Here is a 14,865-nt window from a genome sequence, read left to right as displayed (position 1 = left end):
GGTGTCATCGATTCGCAGCGTTGTCATTCCCTACGTCTACCCCGACACCACGCCAGCAGAAGCATTCCGCTTCGCCATTTGCGGCGAGATTCACGAGGCGGTGGAACCGAATGCGTTCGGCGTGCGCGAACTGGTCATTGCTGGCGGTCGTTGCGTCGTAGTGCGGCACGTGGGGTCGCCGGACCACATCGGCGAATCGATTTATCCGATTTACCGCGATTGGCTGCCTGCCAGTGGCGAAGAACTGCGTGATCAGCCACTGTTCTTCCATTACCTGAGCGTGTATCCGCAAACACCGCAGGATCAATGGCAAACGGATGTGTATGTTCCGTTGCAATAACGGGACGACCTGCTTTTTGATCTTGGCTGACGAGTGTCTGCTCAGGGGGATAGCTTTTTGTGACAGGCTGCAATCGGCCAGAAGTGGACGTTCAACATCCGTCTTTTCGCCTGTTCTGAATGCTATACACGGTGAGGCTTTCTATTAGCGCGGCCCATGGGATAGAGGATTACTTTGGATCGAATGCAGCCGCCGCAACCGCATCCGAATTCCGCTTGACCGCTAATCACGAGACATGGCATGTCATGTCTCCTGATTTCCGTTGAGTTGGCATTTAGTGTTTGGACACGACAGTTAGCGGGCGCTGTCGATGATTTGACCTCCGTCAGGCGTGAGGCTGTATCCCGTCAAGAACTGCGAGTCCCTGCTGGCGAGAAACAATACCACTGGCGCAATATCCTCTTCCGGTGATCCATAACGGCCAAGCGCGTTAGTGGGGGCAGGCGCATCGACTGCTGTTCCCCAAGTATCAGCAACCGGCATGACATTGTTGACAGTGATCTTGTCAGCGCCCCACTCCCTGGCCGCAGTGCGAGTCAAAGCACGTACTGCCTCCTTTGCCATGTTGTAAGGCGCATAGCCCTGCATGCCAATTACGCCGGCCAAGGAAGCGAAGTTAATAACCCGGCCCTCACCGCTAGCTTTAAGGTGGGGATAGCACGCCTGCATTGTTCGCAGATAAGCAATCGGGCCCATTTCTAAATTACGCTGCAACAACTCGGCCGATAGCTCAATCACCGATGAAAAAACCGCAGAGGGATCGAAAGCATTGTTAACCAAAATATCGATTCGTCCATAGGCAGCCATCACCTTGTCGACAGCGACAGGAAATTGATCGGGATCAGCGATATCGCAAACGATTCCGAGGGCGCCACCGCCAGCGGCCTGTATATCGGCAACCACCTGATCAACATTTTCAGCCGTGCGCGAAACGACCGCGACTTTCGCACCCTCCGCCGCCAAAAGTTTAGCGGTGGCTCGGCCGATACCACGGCCGGCGCCGGTGACAATAGCAACTTTTCCATTGAGTCGAGTCATAGTACTCCCCTCACTTAAAAGCATCATGAATGATCGCCATCGGCGCATAAGGCGATGGATTTTCGCGAACAAAGTTTTGTGTCACGAAGGAAGCAGCGAGGAGAATGATCCCAACGGCTGCCGGGATAGATCCTTTGGGTTTACGAACACCCAGGTGGGCTGACGCTGATAGCAACAGGTGATAAAACATTCCGGCATACGCCAGATCACTGATTGCCACATTGAAACGCCACAAAATCGCGATGGGCCCCAGTATCTTCACCACGATCATCAACGGCACGAGATGGGCGGCTGAATAGCCCAACTCCGCTTGTGCGTTGCGAACAAAGTCTCCTTTGGCGATGTACATCGAGGCAGAGGCGAAATAGAGCAGCGAAAGAAGCGCTGTGCTAACCCAGTAAATATAATTTCCGATCATGAGGTTTTTCCTAAACAGGTGTTGTTACTTCGACTTGGGGCAAAGATGTCGTTTAATATGAAAGACCACAAGTAGGATGAAAAACTGGTGCTTAGTATGGAAAACCAGACTAATGATGACGGTCAGATCAATATGCATGAGGAAATGCGGCGCGCATTTTCGCTGCTTTCAGGCAAGTGGAAGCTGGAGATCATGTGGCTGCTAAACCAGCGAATCTACCGTTTTGGGGAACTGCGCAAAGCGATCAGCGGCATTACACAACACATGCTGACGGCGCAACTTCGAGAGCTTGAGAGCGATGGCTTGATCTCGCGAACGGTCTTCGCAGAAGTGCCCCCGCGTGTTGAATATGAAATGACAGCAAAAGCACGTGCACTCGGACCGACGATGGAGGCGCTCGCTAAATGGTGGAACGAATACGGCGGAAGCGTGCCGGTGAAGCCCGCCTCACGTGGCCGCAAAGCAAAAATAATCTAGTTGGATCAACGACTGATTTGAGTCGATCTGGGTGTAGCTTGAAAGGCAGCAATGGGTCGAACGGCCGGTCATGACTGACTGCTTTTGGCCGATTGCTGTCTGTCGCGACCGACCGATAGCGGCCAGGAGCGAAGCTTAAAGAGCCCCCATGCTAAAAAGGTGATGCCCACCCTACCCTATTCACACCCCATCATTTCAACGCAACACTTCCCAATGCCAAATGCCTTTCCACAATCGCCCTAACGCGATCTGCATCAACGCTCGTAACCGGGTTGTAGACGATCATCGAAAGATCCGGGCGGCCGTCCACCGCAAAGCCGGAGTATTCCAGTTCGATAACGCCATGGGTTGCATGCCGCAGGCGTTTGGTTCCTTCTCCGTGTAGACGAACGTCGTTGTCACGCCACAATGCCGAGAAATCAGGGCTCAGGCTGCACAGCTCATCGGCGAGTTTGATCACTTCAGAGGCCGCTCCGGCGCGGGTAGCTTCGGCCCGAAAAGAGGCGACAATGAAACGCGCGACAGCTTGCCAGTCGTCTTGTCTGGCCCGAGCGCCGGGGTTGCAAAACATCAGGCGCAGGATGTTGCGCTGCTCCACTGGCAGCAGACTGTAGTCAGTAAACACTGCCGCCGCCGCGCTGTTCCAGGCCAGCACATCCCAAGTGGCGGTTTTGATAAAAGCGGGGCTGAATTCGAGGGTATCCAGAATTCGTTGCAAGCGCGGCGTCACGCCCTCTGGCGCACAGTAGACAACTTCGGGGGGATGACCAAAGGCGAGCATGAACAAGTGCTCGCGCTCCGGCTCGGTCATCAACAGGCTTTGAGCAATTCGGTTCAACACCTGCACGGAGGGTGCGCCGCCGCGCCCTTGCTCCAGCCACGTGTACCAGGTAGCGCTGATGTTCGCCCGGTGCGCGACCTCCTCTCGACGCAATCCCGGAGTGCGTCGACGCGCGCCGGAATAACCAAAACTGGCGGGGTCCAGGCGCGCGCGACAATCCTTCAAATACGTTCCCAACAGATGAGCAGACTGGCTTGCCATGATGATCCTGTTAGTTTTTATACCCTGATAACGTCACACCTTTAACTGGATAAACGTTACGCGCACTCTCCTGACTTCCGCAAAGAGAGATTTCAGACATGCGCGTATTTCTTACCGGTTCAACAGGCTTTATTGGTTCCCAGGTCGCCCGTGAATTGCTCAACGCAGGTCATCAGGTGTTGGGGCTGACGCGCTCAGACGCGGGTGCTCGGGAGTTGCTGGCGATGGGTGCCGAGCCCCACCACGGCAATATCGAAGACCTCGCCAGCCTCCAGCGCGGTGCCGAAGTGTGCGATGCCGTCATCCACACGGCGTTCGATCACGACTTCACCCACTTCGTCTCTAACTGTCAGAAGGACTCATGTGCTATTGCGGCCTTGGGTTCAGCGCTGGAAGGTTCTGAGCGCCCGTTGATCATCACCTCCGGCACGCCGATGGGCTCGCCATCACCTGGACAGCCCGCCGATGAGGATCACTTTGACCCCGAGCATCCCCATCCTCGGATCGCATCGGAATTGGCTGGGGAGGCGCTATTACAACGCGGGGTCAACGTGGTGGTGATGCGGCTTTCACAAATCCACAATCCGCACAAACAAGGTCTGGTCACTGAGGTCATCAAGCAGGCGCGGGAAAAGGGAGTCTCAGCCTATATCGATGAAGGCCTTAATCAATGGTCCGCCGCTCACGTTGCGGATACTGCGCACTTGTACCGCCTGGCGCTGGAAAAGCACCAACCAGGCGCTCGATACCATGCCACTGCCGAATCCAGCATCACTTTTCGCCTGATTGCTGAAACAATCGGCGAAGGTCTGGGCGTACCTACAGTGGCGGTGCCAGCGGATGATGCGATGGCGACTTTCGGTTGGCTATCGAGCTTTGTGGGTAAGGACATGTCGAGCATGAGTACGAAGACTCAAACGCGGTTGGGTTGGCAGCCAAGCGGGCCGGGTTTGATTGACGACCTCAGAAGCTATTTCATCCGATAGGCATCCTCGTCCCCAATGCCGGCGGGCGGAGCCGGCAAGATCATGTCGTCCAGACCCATCTGGCGCAGAAACTCCGCCTGCTTCTGGTAATACACCGCATCGATTGTTTCGGTGCCTTTATGCTGACCATCAACGGTCACGCGTAAAGGTCGCTGGCCGCGAGGCATTGCAAGCACCTCGGCGGCAGCCTGACCGACCGCTGAAACATCCAGCGCACCGCCATTGGCCAGGTCAATCGCATTAAGCTTCTCGCCCAGACCGGCCATGCGCGCGGCAAGCTCACCGTATTGATGCTCAATGGCCTGGTAGGCCGGAACCTGCGCATCGGCAAAATGTTCGGTTCCAGAGGTGAACGCGCCCGGCACCAGGATGACGCTTTCGATACCTGACGGCCTTACCTCCATGGCCATGACTTCGGCGAGCGCATCACCGGCCACCTTGCTCGCAATGTAGGGGTCCAGAAAGGGTTCGTGCAGCCGAGGCCAGCGCCAGAGCAATCGCCCTGCCGATGCCCGAACCGGCACCCGTAATCAGAACCACTTGTTGTGCGTTGAGTGTCATGTTGTGACTCCCGAATCAATGGCCGGTGCGGATGATGACCTTTCCACACGCATGCCCGGTGGCCACTTTTTCCAACGCGGCGCGGGTCTCGTCCAGGGCAAAGATCGAGTCGGTGATGACCTGCAACTGCCCCGCACTGAACTGCCGAACGGCTTCCTGGAGAAAAGGCGTGGCACTGGCGAAGAACACCGCCTGGCCGACATGTCCTTCGCGGGATTCGATGTCGAATTCCACCAGGGTCGCAATACGGCCGCTCATACCCAGCACCGACCAAGAGTTCTCCAGCGTGGAGCCACCCAAGATGTCGAGCACCAGGTCGATGTCACTCAGCGTGGTGAAATCCTGGCTGCGGTAATCGATCACCTCGTCCGCGCCCAGGCTCTTCACCAGTTCAATATTGCGCGCGGAGGCCGTGGCGATGACGTGGGCGCCAGCCATATGAGCCAACTGCACCGCCATGCTGCCTACGCCACCCGCTCCCGCATGGATCAACACCCGCTCGCCGCGTTTCAACTGCCCGACCTCGAATAACGCCTGTCGCGCAGTACCGAACGCCGTAGGCAGTGCCGCGGCCTGCTCGAAGCTCATGGTGGAAGGGATCACGCAAAGGTCGGCGGCGGCGACTATCAATTGCTGGGCAAACGCACCACCAGCGCTGGGTGAGCTGCGGCCGAATACACGATCACCTGGTTTCAGGTGCGTGACTTGATCACCGACGCTGCTGACGACACCGCTGAAATCGGTGCCGGGAATGTACGGCAGTTCGACTGGAAATACCGGCTGCATATACCCGGCGATTATCTTCAAATCCAGCGGATTGACGCTCGCGGCCTCGACACGCACGACGGCCTCGTCTGCGCCTGGCTGCCTTGGGCCGGCGTTGTGGAAAGTGACGACCTCAGGGCCGCCAAATAAAGAGATGGATGCTGCTTTCATGATGAGCCTCTCGCGGTGGTTCAAGCTTGAGCAGGGAATTGACCGAGTTGCAGGAACAGGCCGAACCAGTCCTCCATGTGCCAAGTCGTAACGACACGCTCGCCGTCCAGTGTATGGAACTCATGCAGACGGAAGCTCACCTTCTTGCCAGTGGCGGCAATGCCAAACAATTCGCCCAGATGGGTGCCCGTTATTTCAGCGCGAACAGCGATCTGACCAGGGACTTGGATCATGTCGTGGATAACGATGTGCACATCCGGAAATGCCTCGCCGAAGCTGCGGATAATCGGCTTGATGCCCTCCGGACCTGGACCTTGCCTAGGTGCCAATGGGATGTCGTCCCAGTCGGCGGACAGCACGCTGTCGACGAGGTCAGGATTCTTTTCGCTAAAGGCGCGATACAGAGTTTCAACTGCCTGGCGTTCGGTGTTGAGGCGGGCGGTAAGTTCGCTGGAAGTCATTGCATTGCTCTCGTCGTGGGGTATGACGAAAGTGTCAGTGATGGGCTAACATCTGTAAAACAAATGATCTGTATAGGTGTTTATTTGAATTATGGATTTTCATGGCATCGATTTGAATTTGCTGGCCGCGTTTAACGCCTTGATGACCGAGCGAAACGTGACTCGAGCAGCGACTCAAGTCGGCGTCAGCCAGCCCGCCATGAGTGCAGCGCTTTCCCGTTTGCGCAAACTGTTAGGCGACCCGCTGTTTTTACGCAGTGCTGAGGGTCTCCTGCCGACACCGCGCGCGCGTGATCTGGCCCAACCCATCGCACTGGCATTAAGGCAAATCGAAGACGCATTGGTGACGAAACCCCGTTTTGCACCCGCCGATACAGTGATCACGATGAACCTTGGCCTGTCGGATTACCCCGCGTTCGTGCTGCTGCCAAAGCTGTTGCAGGCGTTGGAAGAACACGCGCCGAACCTGTCGATCAACGTCCACGCCGTCAACGGCCGCGACCACGCGGTGGACTTGCTCGATGCCGGGGTTATCGACGCCGCCATTGGCGTATTACCGAGCCATCAGGATGGCCGCATTCTGACACGGCCGATCCTGCGCGACGCTTTCGTCACGCTCATCGCTCACGACCACCCAGCGGCCCGAGGCGGGATGGACATGGATACATACCTTGCGTTGCCCCATGTGCTGGTCTCTCCAGAAGGAGAGCGACACGGCCTGGTGGATCAGGCGTTGGCGCAACTGGGTAAACAACGCAAATTGGCACTGACGCTGCCGCATATGTTCGCGGTGCCAGCGGTCATCGCCGCTTCTCACATGACCGCCACTGTCCTGAAACGAATAGCCCTCAGCTCACCCAATGGACGGCAACTCGCCCTGTTCCCTCCACCAGTGGCGCTACCGGAGATTGTTTTTCATCTGATCTGGCACCGTCGTGTCAATGGGAGTACGGCTCAAGAATGGTTCAGGGATATGATTGAAAAGGTCGCGTTGGAGCTGTGACGGATGGGCAGCATCCGCTGGCCGGCGAACCTTTTCTTGAAGCGTCTCGCTTGCAGGACGTGGACATGGTGGCTGGTTTTTTTATTAACCAGGACACGCATCCATCGCGCAAAAAAAAAGCCCGGCGGATAAGGCCGGGCTTTCGTCGAGTACTGCGGTAAAACCATGCATTCAGGCGGCACGGCGTTCGAGCAGACGGTCAGAACCACTTTCGGCAACCTGGTTGCCTTTCAGATGATCCGAACCATCAGAGGCAACGGAATCGCTGAACAGTGGATCGGTTTCAGTCGAGGCAACGGCATCGCTGAACAGCGGGTCAGTCTCATTAGCGGCAACGGCGTCGCTGAACAATGGGTCAGTCTCAGTAGCGGCTACGGCGTCGCTGAAAAGGCGATCCGAAGCATCCGCAACAGCGCGTTTTTCCAGAAGACGATCAGCGCCACCTTCGGCAACACGATTCTGCATCAGGTGATCCGAGCCGCCTTCAGCGACCACAGGTTGAGTAGAAGTGGCAGCGAATGCATTCAGTGCGAAGATCGAGAACGCGATGCCGAGGATGGTTTGGCGTTTCATGATGGTGTGCTCCGGGGTGTAGTGGTTGGGAATGGAGCCGATCTTACGCCGCGGTATTAATAAGAGAACTTCATTGAATCAATGGTTGTTATTGATACGATTAATGAGCCCTGGTGTGCGCCTATTGGTCGAACTTGACCAGGTCCTTGAAGATCAACTGACCCCAGCTATTTCCGCGGGCCTGCACCAGCAGTCCACCTTCCGAAAGCCCCCCCAGTTTGATCGGCGAGAAACCGAGATTTTCCGCAAGCGTAGCAATCTCCGCCGCGGCGCCGTCATCGTCGCTCGCCAGGAACACGACTCGCTTGCCACCTTTTACCGCCGGATCCTGGTCAAGAACGCCAGCAACCAAATGGTTGAAGCCCTTAACCAGTCTTGCACCTGTGAAGGCCTGCGCGATGAACTTGGAAGAAGGCAGTCCTCCCAGTTCCTCGGGAGGCACGCCGTAGGCATTGGTCACATCGATGAGGGTCTTGCCCTTCCAGCTCGGCAGGGCCTTCGCGACATCCCGGTGCGACTCGAAACGGACAGCCAAAAAGATGATGTCTGCCGTGAGGGCTTGCGCCAGTGTTTTGGCAATGACCTCGGGGCCGATATCGGCCGCAGCGGAGGCAAAACTTTCGGGGTCGCGAGTGGTTGCAACGGATACTTCGATGCCGCTGCGGGCAAACGCTTTGGCCAGCGCCTGGCCAAGTTTGCCGAAGCCGATAATTGCGTAGCTCATATATTTTCCTCAGGTTTTGGCACGCCCAACGGGCTCCGAATATCGATGGAGTGACGGGCTGGGCGTAGGGATTCAGATTTGTGCCAGACCGCCGTCGACGGCGACCTCGCTGGCGGTCATGAAGCTGCTGTCCTGCGACGCGAGAAACGCGGCCGCCGCGCCGATCTCTGCCGGATCAGCCATGCGCTGGAGTGGATTCATCGAAGCGAAGACCTTCATGCCTTCCTCGCCCAGCGCTGCCTTCGCGAGTTCGGTCGCCGTCGGGCCGGGCGACAGCACGTTGACCCGGATGCCGGTGCCCTTCAGGTCTTCCGCCCAGGTCCGCGCGAGGTTGCGCACTGCCGCTTTGCTTGCGCTGTAGACGCTGAATGCCGGGGCGCCCGTGGTGCCGGCGCTCGATCCGGTCAGGATGATCGAACCACCCTGCCCCATCAGCGGCAGCGCCTGCTGGACCGTGAAGATCAAGCCTTTCACGTTTGTTTCGAAGGTTTCGTCAATGTGCTCGGCGGTGATCTTGCCGAGCGGAAGTTGGCTGCCCGCCCCGGCATTGGCGAAGACGATGTCGAGGGTTCCGCGCTCAGCCTTCACTGCCGCGTAGAGTCGGTCGAGATCGGCCAACTCGGACACCGAGCCCTTCACTGCGCGGGCATTCGGCCCGAGCTCGGCTATAGCAGCGTCGAGCGCTTCCTGTCGGCGGCCGAATATGAAGACAAAGGCGCCCTCCTCGATGAAGCGTTTTGCTGCGGCGAGGCCGATGCCGGTAGCGCCGCCGGTGATCACGGCGGTCTTTCCATTGAGTCTGGTCATGTCGTGCATCCTTCGTTGGAGTTTTACCCAAGCATGGATTGCTTGCTTGAGACGAGGATGCAGCGCTGATAACCTAAGGACAAGTATGCACCTTTTGGTAAGTATCAAAATATGACGACGACTTCTGAAATCTGTGGCACCGGTTGTGGGCTCAACGCCACGCTGCGCATCATCTCGGGCAAGTGGAAGCCGCTGGTCTTGTTTTTCCTGCGCGACGGCCCGAAACGCTACGGCGAGCTCAAACGTTTGATCCCGGGCGTCAGCGACAAAGTGCTGATCCAGCAACTGAAGGATCTTGAAGCCGATCGCGTGCTGGCACGGAACGACTACAAGGAAGTGCCGCCACGCGTGGACTACACGCTGACCCCGCTCGGGCGCAGCCTGGCTGACGCGATCATGCCGCTGTGCGCCTGGGGCACCGAAAACGCCACGCAAATGGCCAGCATCTTTGCCGAGCGCGACGCTCTGGCCTAGCGCGATGCTGGATTACCGCTGCGTCAGGCGACCCTGCGCAGGCGCGCGCCGTTTTTCCGCAGAGCGAACACCTGAGCCGCCACGCCAACCACCAGCGCGAGCGCGATAAAACCCAGCGCGCCTTTGAGCAATGGCGAATTCGGGTCAGTGACGATGGGATGGCCATCGGGCACTCGACGCAACGTCTCCGAGACGGTCGGGACCATCAGCAAGAACGCCGTCAGGCTCAGAAGAATGGTTTCAAGGTACACCCCTGCCCGCCCCAGCCAGGCAACGAAACCGACTCCGTAACCGGCGATCAACAACACGATCGTGACCGCCCCGATCACCGGGCTGATCGGTTGATGGGCCACCAGAAATACTGTGAAGCCGCCGATCAGCATCGAGACGAAATAGGCAAGGCCGGCCCGCGACCTTGGCACGATTCGTCCGTGCTTGATGAACATGTAAGCCGCCAAGGGGATGGCTGGCAAGCTTCCGAGGGTGTGTACCCAGCCAAGGGCAGAGATCCCGAACATTCGACTATTCCTTTTTTGATTGGATGATGCGCATCACGCAGCGCACGTTGTTGCGTTGTCGATCAACCGCGTGAAAGCGTTATGCTTCGGGGCTCAGACTATTGAAGGCGTGGCCGGACTGACATGACGGATCTACTCGAAGACTTGACCATTCGTCCAGAGATGCAGTTAGAGGGGCTTGCCACAGGCGATCTGCTCTCGCAGGTTTTGGCCCAGATTCGTCTGACCGGGGATCGCGTCTACTCCACGACGCAGGCTTTGGGTCAACGTTTGAAACTGGACGAAAAAAGCTCGCACATCTGCGTCCTGCAACAGGGACAGCTGCACATCGAAGGCGCTGACGGGCAGGTCCAGACGATCGAACAGGGCGACATCCTGCTGCTGCCCCACGACCCGTCATCGTTGAGCATCACCGTCTCCGAGGGACCTGCGTCGCTCGTCATCTGTCGCTTCTGGTTCGATGCCAGCAGCTTCCAGGCCATGCTGTTCGCCCTGCCGTGGCTGATCCATATCAAGCACGCCGAAGCTGCAGCGTGGTCGGAAGGTATCCTGCATTTCATGCTGATCGAAGCCAATGACACGCAGCCTGGCGGCGCGTTGATGATTTCGCGCCTGATTGACCTCACCGTCATTCGTATCCTGCGCACCTGGGTTCAGCACGGCATGGCCTCAGGCTGGCTAGGCGGCTTGTCCGACGAGCGCATCGCCCGAACCCTCAGAGCCATCCATGAGAAGCCCGGGCAACAATGGCGCATCGAGGCACTCGCCACGATCGCCGGCATGTCACGCTCAAGCTTCTGCGATCGGTTCAGCGCGCTGGTGGGACGCTCACCGCTGCGTTACCAGAATGAATGGCGCCTGACCCTGGCAAAAACCATGCTGGCCAAGCACAACAGCCGCATCGGCGAGGTCGGGTTTGCGATTGGCTACGAGTCCGAGGCTTCTTTCAGCCGCGCCTACAAGGCGTATTTCGGACGCTCGCCACGGGACGACAACAGCCTGGGTGGGGTTGAAGAACAGGCTTGAATCAGACGCGGCGTCCTCACAACTGATCCACAGCCTCGAACACACCCTTATCCTCCCCCAGGAACCCGCCGCTTTGATGCTGCCAAAGCCGCGCATACACGCCGTTCTTCCCAAGCAATTCGGCGTGAGTGCCCTGTTCGATGATGCGTCCGTCATCCATGACGATGAGCCGGTCCATCGCCGCAATCGTGGACAGCCGATGGGCGATGGCGATCACGGTCTTGCCCTGCATCATTTCATCGAGGCTTTCCTGAATCGCCACTTCGACTTCCGAGTCCAGCGCGCTGGTGGCCTCATCGAGCAGCAGGATCGGAGCGTTCTTGAGCATGACCCGGGCAATCGCGACGCGTTGGCGCTGGCCGCCCGACAGCTTGATGCCGCGCTCACCCACCAGAGTGTCGTAGCCGGTGTGGCCTTGCCGGTCGCTCAGTTGGCTGATGAACCCATCGGCTTGGGCATTTGCGGCGGCGTTGCGGATTTGCGCGTCGGTCGCATCGGGACGGCCGTAGGCGATGTTGTCGCGAATGGAACGGTGCAGCAGGGAGGTATCCTGCGTGACCATGCCGATGGCGCCGCGCAGGCTGTCTTGCGTCACGTGTGCGATGTTTTGGCCATCGATGCGAATCTCCCCGCTGTCGATGTCGTAGAAGCGCAGCAGCAGGTTGATCAGCGTGGATTTGCCGGCGCCGGAGCGGCCCACCAGGCCGATCTTTTCGCCCGGGCGAATGCTCAGACTCAGGCCATCGAGCACCTGGCGTTCGCCGTTGTAGTTGAAGCTGACGTTGTCGAAAGTGACCGCGCCACCGGAGGTCGCCAGCACGCCCGCGTCCGGCGCATCCTGCACCTTGGCGCCCTGGGTCAGCGTCGCCATGCCATCCTGTACGGTGCCGATGCTCTCGAACAGCGAAGTCATTTGCCACATGATCCAGTGCGACATGCCATTGATCCGCAACGCCATGGCAGTGATCGCCGCCACGGCACCTGCGCCGACCTCGCCCTGGTGCCATAGCCACAGCGCATAACCACCGGCGGCCATGATCAACGCCACGACCAGTGCCTGGTTGACGATCTCGAACAGGCTGACCAGGCGCATCTGGCGAAAGCCGGTTTGCTTGAAATCTTCCATCGCCGCACGCGCGAAGTGCGCTTCACGATTGGAGTGGGAGAACAGCTTCACCGTCGTGATATTCGTGTAGGCGTCCGAGATACGCCCGGTCATCATCGACCGCGCATTCGCCTGTTCCTGCCCGACTTTCCCCAGGCGCGGCACGAAGTACAACATGGCCACGCCGAACAACACGACCCAGGCAACGAACGGCAGCATCAGTTTCAGCGCGAAGCCGCCGGCCAGTGCGATGATCGCGATGAAATACACGCCGATCCCGGGCAAGATCTCGATCAGGGTGAACAGCACGTCGCGCACCGCCAGCGCAGTCTGCATGACCTTGGTCGTGACCCGGCCGGAAAACTCATCGGAAAAAAACGAAAGGCTTTGCCGCAGCATCAGGCGATGGAAATCCCAGCGCAGCCGCAACGGCAGGTTAATCGCCAGAATCTGGTGCTGCACCATCGTGCGCAACGCCACCAGCCCGACACTGGCCACCATGACAATGCCCATGCCCCACAACACGCGACTTTCCTGCGCAGCCGCCTCACCGCCGGCCTGCCAGGTCGAGAGCAAGTCCACGACCTGCCCGAGGAAAGAAAACAGCCAGGCTTCGTAAATCGACACCGCAGCACTGAGCAGCGCCAGCGCCAGAATGTAACCGCGAGCACCCCGGGTGCAGGCCCACAGGAAGCGAGCCAGACCGTTGGGTGGCGGTGGTACCTCGTCAGGAGGAAAAGGGTCGAGTCTTCGTTCAAACGCACGAAGCATGGTGTTCTCCAAAACGATCAAGTTGAGGAGATTCTGCCATTGATCGGTTGCGTTGAGGGTTTTGCGAGGTTGAGGTTGCTGGGAATCGAGGTCGATGATGTCATTGGAAATGGCGGAACAGCCCGAAGTTTGGTCACCCTCCGCGACGGTCTACGCAGGACCGTGGCTATTGACCTAAAGCAGCCGGTCAACAGCAGCAGTAACCAGATGGACATCGGTGTATGGCCTACCCGGTAGTTCAACGGGCAGACCAATGCAGCGATTCAGTTAGCGCAAGGTACGGAAGGCTGCGCGCAGTTCTTTGGCAAACAACTCGGGTTGCTCCCATGCCGCGAAATGGCCGCCCTTATCCACTTCGTTGAAATAAATCAGGTTGGGGTAGGCGCGCTCGGTCCAGGTTTTTGGCGCCTGGTAGATTTCGCCAGGGAAGACCGTCACTGCCACCGGGATCTTGATGTCGTGGGTTTTCTGTTCCACGGCGTTGAAGTTGTTGGTGTTATTTTCCCAGTACAGCCGCGCCGACGAGATCGCGCTGTTGGTCAGCCAATACAGGGAAATGCCGTCGAGTATTTCGTCCTTGGTCAGGGATTTTTCCGCATCGCCGCCGCTGTAGGTCCACTGGTTAAATTTATCGAACATCCACGCCGCCAGACCGGCCGGCGAGTCCGACAAGCCATATCCGACGGTTTGTGGGCGGGTGCTCATCATCGCGCCATACGCCGCGTTTTTCGTAAAGAAGGTCTTCAGCGATTCATAGGCCGCAGTCTCCTTGGCCGACAGACCGGCGGGAGGCGGAGTACCGTCGTTGATCGCCTTGGCGACATCCGCGGGCACGGTGGCCGGCATGTTGACGTGTATTCCCAGCAAGCCGGGCGGTGCCTGGCGTCCCATGGCGTCTGCGATCACTGATCCCCAGTCGCCACCTTGTGACACGTAGCGCTTATAGCCCAGGCGTTTCACCAACACATCCCATGCCACGCCGATTCGGTCGGGACCCCAGCCACCGTCGGTAGGTCTCTGGGAGAAACCGTAGCCGGGCATCGAGGGAATGATCACGTCAAAAGCATCTTCGGCGCGACCGCCGTAGGCAGTCGGATCGGTCAGCGGAGCGATGGCCTTGGTCAGTTCCAGAATCGAACCCGGCCAGCCGTGGGTCAGCAGCAGCGGCAGGGCATTCGGGTGTTTCGATTTGACGTGGATGAACTGAATGTCAAGACCGTCGATTCTGGTCACGAACATGGGCAGAGCATTGAGTTGTTTTTCAACCTTGCGCCAGTCGTATTGCGTACCCCAGTAACCGACAAGTGCCTGGAGTTTGGCCAGTTGCACGCCCTGGGATTGATCGTTGACCGTTTCGCGGTCAGGCCAACGGGTTGCCAATACGCGCTTGCGCAGATCGGCCACCGCGTCTTCAGGAATATTGACCTTGAACGGACGAATCGTGCTGTCCTGCTCGACGGTCGCGGTGACCTCCGGCGTCGTACCGGCCAGAGCGTAAGTGGGTGAAACGAAGGCGACCAGTGCGAGGGCACCAGCGGTTGCTGAAACAGCTAACAATCTGCGCCGGAACGCTGCAAATGATAGTGCTGACATGGTCGTACTCCA

The 14,865-nt window shown here is 58.3% G+C and carries 18 protein-coding genes; 6 read left to right on the top strand and 12 right to left on the bottom strand.

The window, feature by feature from the left end:
* Positions 1-340: GyrI-like domain-containing protein (locus ACIOYV_RS15435; protein ID WP_401324760.1), on the top strand; the 340-nt coding region annotated here is incomplete at its 5' end.
* A 294-nt stretch (positions 341-634) separates the two neighbouring features.
* On the opposite strand, the gene ACIOYV_RS15430 is transcribed toward ACIOYV_RS15435, so the two are convergent.
* Together ACIOYV_RS15430 and ACIOYV_RS15425 are read right to left on the bottom strand one after the other, a co-directional pair.
* Complete coding sequence (locus tag ACIOYV_RS15430; protein WP_401324758.1) at positions 635-1,378, bottom strand: SDR family NAD(P)-dependent oxidoreductase; 744 nt, start codon at positions 1,376-1,378, stop codon at positions 635-637.
* Positions 1,379-1,388: 10 nt separating this feature from the next.
* Entirely contained in the window at positions 1,389-1,796 is a 408-nt protein-coding gene (locus ACIOYV_RS15425) for a DoxX family protein (RefSeq protein ID WP_265044824.1), read from the bottom strand.
* Between the two features lie 96 nt (positions 1,797-1,892).
* Here ACIOYV_RS15425 and ACIOYV_RS15420 point away from each other — a divergent pair, with 96 nt between their 5' ends.
* The gene (locus ACIOYV_RS15420; protein WP_054614670.1) at positions 1,893-2,273 is read left to right on the top strand and encodes a helix-turn-helix domain-containing protein; all 381 of its coding nucleotides are present in this window, start codon (positions 1,893-1,895) and stop codon (positions 2,271-2,273) included.
* A 190-nt stretch (positions 2,274-2,463) separates the two neighbouring features.
* On the opposite strand, the gene ACIOYV_RS15415 is transcribed toward ACIOYV_RS15420, so the two are convergent.
* Positions 2,464-3,315 (bottom strand): helix-turn-helix transcriptional regulator, encoded by an 852-nt coding sequence (locus ACIOYV_RS15415; protein WP_401324756.1) that lies wholly within the window; start codon positions 3,313-3,315, stop codon positions 2,464-2,466.
* Between the two features lie 98 nt (positions 3,316-3,413).
* On the opposite strand from ACIOYV_RS15415, the gene ACIOYV_RS15410 reads away from it, so the two are divergent.
* Positions 3,414-4,301 (top strand): SDR family oxidoreductase, encoded by an 888-nt coding sequence (locus ACIOYV_RS15410; RefSeq protein ID WP_401324754.1) that lies wholly within the window; start codon positions 3,414-3,416, stop codon positions 4,299-4,301.
* Here the strand turns inward: ACIOYV_RS15410 and ACIOYV_RS15405 are convergent.
* The 3 genes from ACIOYV_RS15405 to ACIOYV_RS15395 form a co-directional block, all read right to left on the bottom strand.
* Complete coding sequence (locus ACIOYV_RS15405) at positions 4,286-4,798, bottom strand: hypothetical protein (RefSeq protein ID WP_401324752.1); 513 nt, start codon at positions 4,796-4,798, stop codon at positions 4,286-4,288. The genes ACIOYV_RS15410 and ACIOYV_RS15405 overlap by 16 nt on opposite strands.
* 79 nt (positions 4,799-4,877) lie before the next feature.
* Complete coding sequence (locus tag ACIOYV_RS15400) at positions 4,878-5,798, bottom strand: NADP-dependent oxidoreductase (protein WP_265044822.1); 921 nt, start codon at positions 5,796-5,798, stop codon at positions 4,878-4,880.
* 20 nt (positions 5,799-5,818) lie between these two features.
* Positions 5,819-6,259: an ester cyclase gene (locus ACIOYV_RS15395; RefSeq protein WP_401324750.1), complete on the bottom strand. Its 441-nt coding sequence runs from the start codon at positions 6,257-6,259 to the stop codon at positions 5,819-5,821.
* Positions 6,260-6,350: 91 nt separating this feature from the next.
* Between ACIOYV_RS15395 and ACIOYV_RS15390 the strand changes: the two genes are divergently transcribed.
* Complete coding sequence (locus ACIOYV_RS15390) at positions 6,351-7,262, top strand: LysR family transcriptional regulator (protein WP_401324748.1); 912 nt, start codon at positions 6,351-6,353, stop codon at positions 7,260-7,262.
* 171 nt (positions 7,263-7,433) lie between these two features.
* Here ACIOYV_RS15390 and ACIOYV_RS15385 read toward each other — a convergent pair whose 3' ends face one another.
* The 3 genes from ACIOYV_RS15385 to ACIOYV_RS15375 all read right to left on the bottom strand — a co-directional run bounded on the left by ACIOYV_RS15385 (position 7,434) and on the right by ACIOYV_RS15375 (position 9,366).
* Positions 7,434-7,835, bottom strand: coding sequence for a hypothetical protein (locus tag ACIOYV_RS15385; RefSeq protein WP_401324746.1), 402 nt, complete (start codon positions 7,833-7,835; stop codon positions 7,434-7,436).
* Between the two features lie 121 nt (positions 7,836-7,956).
* Complete coding sequence (locus ACIOYV_RS15380) at positions 7,957-8,559, bottom strand: NADPH-dependent F420 reductase (protein WP_401324744.1); 603 nt, start codon at positions 8,557-8,559, stop codon at positions 7,957-7,959.
* Positions 8,560-8,631: 72 nt separating this feature from the next.
* Positions 8,632-9,366 (bottom strand): SDR family NAD(P)-dependent oxidoreductase, encoded by a 735-nt coding sequence (locus ACIOYV_RS15375; protein ID WP_401324742.1) that lies wholly within the window; start codon positions 9,364-9,366, stop codon positions 8,632-8,634.
* 111 nt (positions 9,367-9,477) lie between these two features.
* Here ACIOYV_RS15375 and ACIOYV_RS15370 point away from each other — a divergent pair, with 111 nt between their 5' ends.
* Positions 9,478-9,840: a helix-turn-helix domain-containing protein gene (locus ACIOYV_RS15370; RefSeq protein ID WP_054055007.1), complete on the top strand. Its 363-nt coding sequence runs from the start codon at positions 9,478-9,480 to the stop codon at positions 9,838-9,840.
* Between the two features lie 23 nt (positions 9,841-9,863).
* Here the strand turns inward: ACIOYV_RS15370 and ACIOYV_RS15365 are convergent, their stop codons facing one another.
* Positions 9,864-10,286, bottom strand: a complete 423-nt coding sequence (locus ACIOYV_RS15365; protein WP_401324740.1) for a hypothetical protein — start codon at positions 10,284-10,286, stop codon at positions 9,864-9,866.
* Positions 10,287-10,481: 195 nt separating this feature from the next.
* On the opposite strand from ACIOYV_RS15365, the gene ACIOYV_RS15360 reads away from it, so the two are divergent.
* On the top strand, positions 10,482-11,384 hold the full coding sequence (locus ACIOYV_RS15360; protein ID WP_401324738.1) for an AraC family transcriptional regulator: 903 nt from the start codon (positions 10,482-10,484) through the stop codon (positions 11,382-11,384).
* Between the two features lie 16 nt (positions 11,385-11,400).
* Here the strand turns inward: ACIOYV_RS15360 and ACIOYV_RS15355 are convergent, their stop codons facing one another.
* Positions 11,401-13,260, bottom strand: a complete 1,860-nt coding sequence (locus ACIOYV_RS15355; RefSeq protein WP_290029311.1) for an ABC transporter ATP-binding protein — start codon at positions 13,258-13,260, stop codon at positions 11,401-11,403.
* A 267-nt stretch (positions 13,261-13,527) separates the two neighbouring features.
* Positions 13,528-14,853, bottom strand: a complete 1,326-nt coding sequence (locus ACIOYV_RS15350; RefSeq protein ID WP_401324736.1) for an epoxide hydrolase family protein — start codon at positions 14,851-14,853, stop codon at positions 13,528-13,530.
* Between the last annotated feature and the right edge of the window lie 12 nt (positions 14,854-14,865).

Origin of the sequence: Pseudomonas sp. NPDC087342 (assembly GCF_044744265.1) — a bacterium.
GTDB classification, from domain to species: Bacteria; Pseudomonadota; Gammaproteobacteria; order Pseudomonadales; family Pseudomonadaceae; genus Aquipseudomonas; species Aquipseudomonas nunensis.
The sequence above is the reverse complement of the archived record's forward strand: the minus strand, read 5'-3'. Positions and strand labels throughout refer to the sequence as shown.

What these genes read in the sequence shown, in the direction of transcription:
- ACIOYV_RS15350 (WP_401324736.1), bottom strand. Translation starts at nt 14,853, where the DNA reads ATGTCAGCACTATCATTTGCAGCGTTCCGGCGCAGATTGTTAGCTGTT.
- ACIOYV_RS15365 (WP_401324740.1), bottom strand. Translation starts at nt 10,286, where the DNA reads ATGTTCATCAAGCACGGACGAATCGTGCCAAGGTCGCGGGCCGGCCTT.
- ACIOYV_RS15425 (WP_265044824.1), bottom strand. Translation starts at nt 1,796, where the DNA reads ATGATCGGAAATTATATTTACTGGGTTAGCACAGCGCTTCTTTCGCTG.
- ACIOYV_RS15355 (WP_290029311.1), bottom strand. Translation starts at nt 13,260, where the DNA reads ATGCTTCGTGCGTTTGAACGAAGACTCGACCCTTTTCCTCCTGACGAG.
- ACIOYV_RS15420 (WP_054614670.1), top strand. Translation starts at nt 1,893, where the DNA reads ATGGAAAACCAGACTAATGATGACGGTCAGATCAATATGCATGAGGAA.
- ACIOYV_RS15360 (WP_401324738.1), top strand. Translation starts at nt 10,482, where the DNA reads ATGACGGATCTACTCGAAGACTTGACCATTCGTCCAGAGATGCAGTTA.
- ACIOYV_RS15370 (WP_054055007.1), top strand. Translation starts at nt 9,478, where the DNA reads ATGACGACGACTTCTGAAATCTGTGGCACCGGTTGTGGGCTCAACGCC.
- ACIOYV_RS15385 (WP_401324746.1), bottom strand. Translation starts at nt 7,835, where the DNA reads ATGAAACGCCAAACCATCCTCGGCATCGCGTTCTCGATCTTCGCACTG.
- ACIOYV_RS15415 (WP_401324756.1), bottom strand. Translation starts at nt 3,315, where the DNA reads ATGGCAAGCCAGTCTGCTCATCTGTTGGGAACGTATTTGAAGGATTGT.
- ACIOYV_RS15400 (WP_265044822.1), bottom strand. Translation starts at nt 5,798, where the DNA reads ATGAAAGCAGCATCCATCTCTTTATTTGGCGGCCCTGAGGTCGTCACT.
- ACIOYV_RS15430 (WP_401324758.1), bottom strand. Translation starts at nt 1,378, where the DNA reads ATGACTCGACTCAATGGAAAAGTTGCTATTGTCACCGGCGCCGGCCGT.
- ACIOYV_RS15410 (WP_401324754.1), top strand. Translation starts at nt 3,414, where the DNA reads ATGCGCGTATTTCTTACCGGTTCAACAGGCTTTATTGGTTCCCAGGTC.
- ACIOYV_RS15380 (WP_401324744.1), bottom strand. Translation starts at nt 8,559, where the DNA reads ATGAGCTACGCAATTATCGGCTTCGGCAAACTTGGCCAGGCGCTGGCC.
- ACIOYV_RS15375 (WP_401324742.1), bottom strand. Translation starts at nt 9,366, where the DNA reads ATGACCAGACTCAATGGAAAGACCGCCGTGATCACCGGCGGCGCTACC.
- ACIOYV_RS15395 (WP_401324750.1), bottom strand. Translation starts at nt 6,259, where the DNA reads ATGACTTCCAGCGAACTTACCGCCCGCCTCAACACCGAACGCCAGGCA.
- ACIOYV_RS15390 (WP_401324748.1), top strand. Translation starts at nt 6,351, where the DNA reads ATGGATTTTCATGGCATCGATTTGAATTTGCTGGCCGCGTTTAACGCC.